This window comes from Rhodococcus sp. MurmanLake-1 (assembly GCF_056945715.1).
This window is the reverse complement of the sequence record NZ_JBWZNF010000050.1, coordinates 1-1,571: the sequence shown is the minus strand read 5'-3', so window position 1 is coordinate 1,571 and position 1,571 is coordinate 1. Positions and strand designations below refer to the sequence as shown.

1 protein-coding gene is annotated in these 1,571 nt (G+C 62.6%); it reads right to left on the bottom strand.

The annotated features are described in order from the left end of the window. The coding region (locus AC2ETI_RS32515) for a condensation domain-containing protein (protein ID WP_483635042.1) at positions 1 to 1,571 on the bottom strand (1,571 nt) is incomplete at both ends.

Sequence of the window (1,571 nt, the reverse complement as noted above, 5' to 3'; positions counted from 1 at the left end):
ACCAACGACTCCGGACCACAACCCTGAGCAATCAACCTGCGCGCCAACCGATTCGACCGAACCGACAACTCACCATACGACAACGACTCGCCACCGAACCGCACCGCAACCCGATCACCGAACTCCGCAGCGGCACGATCGAACCACGCCGGCAACGTCGACTCCACACCGCTGTCGATACCCGTGTCACTCCACGCCAGAACACGATCCAACTCACCTGAAGTCAGAACATCCACGTCGCCCACGGCGGCAGTCGGGTCCGCGACAACGCCACGGAGGACGGACACGAATCGATCAGCGAACTCGGCCGCTGTCGACGCGTCGAACAGGTCCGTCGCGTAAGTCAGGGTGCCGGACATACCGGCGTCAGCAGCGTCTTCAAGAGTGAACTGCAGATCGAACTTGGCCAGTGCTGCGTCGAATTCCACCGCAGCGGCGGTGAGTCCGGGCAGTTCCAGAGCGCTCTGACCAAGGTTCTGGAACGTCAGAGCTACCTGGAACAACGGGTGATGAGCCTGTGATCGCACCGGATCGAGTGCTTCGACGATCCGCTCGAACGGAACATCGGCATGCGCAAACGCCTGCAGATCAACCTCACGCGCAGAAGCCAACAGATCCGCGAACGACATCGACGGATCAACCTCGGTGCGCAGCACCAAAGTGTTGACGAACATGCCGATCAGATCGTCGAGCTGCGCCTCACCGCGACCGGCGACAGGAGCGCCGATTGCGATGTCGGTGGTCGCGGACAACCGTGCCAGCAGCACGGCCAGCGCAGAGTGGACGACCATGAACGGGGTTGCGCCCGTCGCCTGACCTGTTGCTTCCACATCGGCCCACAGTTGCGGGTCGATGGTGAAGGTGTGATTCGCTCCTTGTCCCGTTGCGATCTCGGGGCGGGTGCGATCACTGGGAAGGTCCAGCTGCTCGGGCAGGTCGGCCAGGGCATCGGACCAGTAGTTGATCTGCTGCGCGATGACGGACGTCGGCTCGTCCTCGGAGCCGAGGACCTCGCGCTGCCACAACGCGTAGTCGGCGTACTGCACTGGCAGCGGAGCCCACGTCGGGGTCTGCCCCTGTGAGCGCGCGTAGTACGCGGTCATCACATCGCGGGTCAACGGGCCCATCGAGAAACCGTCGGTGGAGATGTGATGCACCACGAAGGACAACACGAAGTCATCATCGGCGACCTGGAACAGCTTGGCGCGCAACGGAACCTCGACGGTGACATCGAAGCCCTGGGCGAAGAACGAATACAGCTCCGCCTGGATTCGGTCGTCGGTGACGCGTTCTGCACCGAGATCGATCGAGACATCTCCAGCCGAGAGGATCTTCTGGTAGCCGATTCCGTCGACCTCGGGGTAGACCGTGCGCAGAACCTCGTGGCGACCGATAACATCGTGAACTGCCGAATTCAGGGCGGCCAGATCGAGCGCACCCGTGAGCCGAACGGCAACAGGGACATTGTTGACAGCCGATGCCGTGTCGAATCGATTGAGGAACCACATGCGCTGCTGCGCAAACGACAACGGCACCTGCGCCGGACGCACCTGCGCAGTCAACGCCGCACG